The 1,432-nt window shown below is 50.9% G+C and carries 1 protein-coding gene; it reads left to right on the forward strand.

Features of this window, described 5'->3' with window-relative positions; translation table 11 throughout:
• The first annotated feature begins 165 nt into the window (after positions 1–165).
• The gene (locus tag ACP5PX_RS08270) at positions 166–1,335 is read left to right on the forward strand and encodes a hypothetical protein (protein WP_428085471.1); all 1,170 of its coding nucleotides are present in this window, start codon (positions 166–168) and stop codon (positions 1,333–1,335) included.
• Positions 1,336–1,432 lie beyond the last annotated feature (97 nt).

The following is a 1,432-nucleotide window of genomic DNA, read 5'->3' on the forward strand; positions in this document are numbered from 1 at the left end:
TCTGTGACCCACATCACAGAAATTCCTCCCGTTGGAAGCGAACACTGTGACTCAGCTTTTGCCGAAAAGAGGCTTAAAAATACGTTTGGGCGTGGTGAAAAAGGAGGCTAAACAATGCGCCGCTGGTTTTTGATGTTCTTAGGCTGTGTGATTTGCGTTGAAACCATGGGGCTGGCCCAATTTGGTGGTGAATGGAAAGCCATGCTTCAAGTAGTTCCCAGCGTGGCCTTGGAGACCTGCATTCTCACCCTAAAGTACGGGGTCAACACCAGTTGGACCATTTCGAGCATTTCTGAGTTCGACACGACTGGATTGATTGACCAACGATTCGAGCTTTCCGGGGCCTTTGGGCCGCTTTCTGTGACCGGCGGCCTTTCGTTCAATCCGTCGGTAACGGACACCGTGGTGGTTTATTACCCAAGTGCCTGCGGTGATCCTCAAACCGAGGCATACGCCCTTGTGGCACCGGCCTACAAAGAGGCTTGGGTTAAGACTTCGTTGGCCTTAGCTGGCGCTGAACTAGCCTTTGAGTTCCACCATTGGGCCTATCCCTACCACTTGGAAGACATAAACGACGATGGTGAGTTTGAGTATTATTGGCCATGCTGTCCACCGCAAACCCAAACTTATACGTTGTTTTCCATTTCGACAAAATTGCCTCCGCTTTCATTGATCATAAACCTCGCTGACTGCTGCACTGGGTTCAGCTTCAAAGACGCCATCATTGCTTTGACCGACGTCGGTTTATGTTGCGGCCTCACCTACGATGCAGAGCTTTATTTCACTAAAGCAGGATTTGAATACTTTGAAACCGCGATCGAGCTTGGGATCTGTTGTGGAATTTCTTTGGAAGTGGCTACCCGCTTTACCCTTGACCACAAAGAGGTCAAAGTCACTCCAAAGTGGAACGGCATGGGCCAGGCCTGTTTTGCGGTGTATGGTGATGTGCTAACCGGCGATACATTGCTGGACATCCAGGGGCTGGAGATCTACGGATACAAGTTGAGGTGCGATCTGAGCACCTGCAGTTACGTAGAGATTCTCCACGCTTTCGACGTGGATAAACTTGAGGCTTTGCTCAAGAACGTCAAGCTCTTCGAGGGCAAGGAATTTGAATATTGGAAGTTTGGGTTCTGTGGCTCCGGTTGCTGCGGAGGGATGTACACCTTCGGTCTAAGCGTTTATTTCCAGCCGAGCGGGAGCCTCTTCGGGTTCACAAGGATTCTGGCGGATATTTCGGCTCCAATTATGGCCAATTTTGATCTTTTGCTTTCCCTAAGCGTATCCGTCACCGGCGGCACAGAGTTGGCAGTAGGCTGGTCTTTCCGCTTCTAACAAAAGCAGGCAAACACGTGAGCGGGGGCGCCGGCCCCCGCTTTTTTATGCCCAGCAAAAGCCCTCGGGCAAAACCAAAAAGCTTGACTACAAGGGC

Origin of the sequence: Hadarchaeum sp. (SeqCode) (genome assembly GCF_049969415.1) — an archaeon.
GTDB lineage: Archaea > Hadarchaeota > Hadarchaeia > Hadarchaeales > Hadarchaeaceae > Hadarchaeum.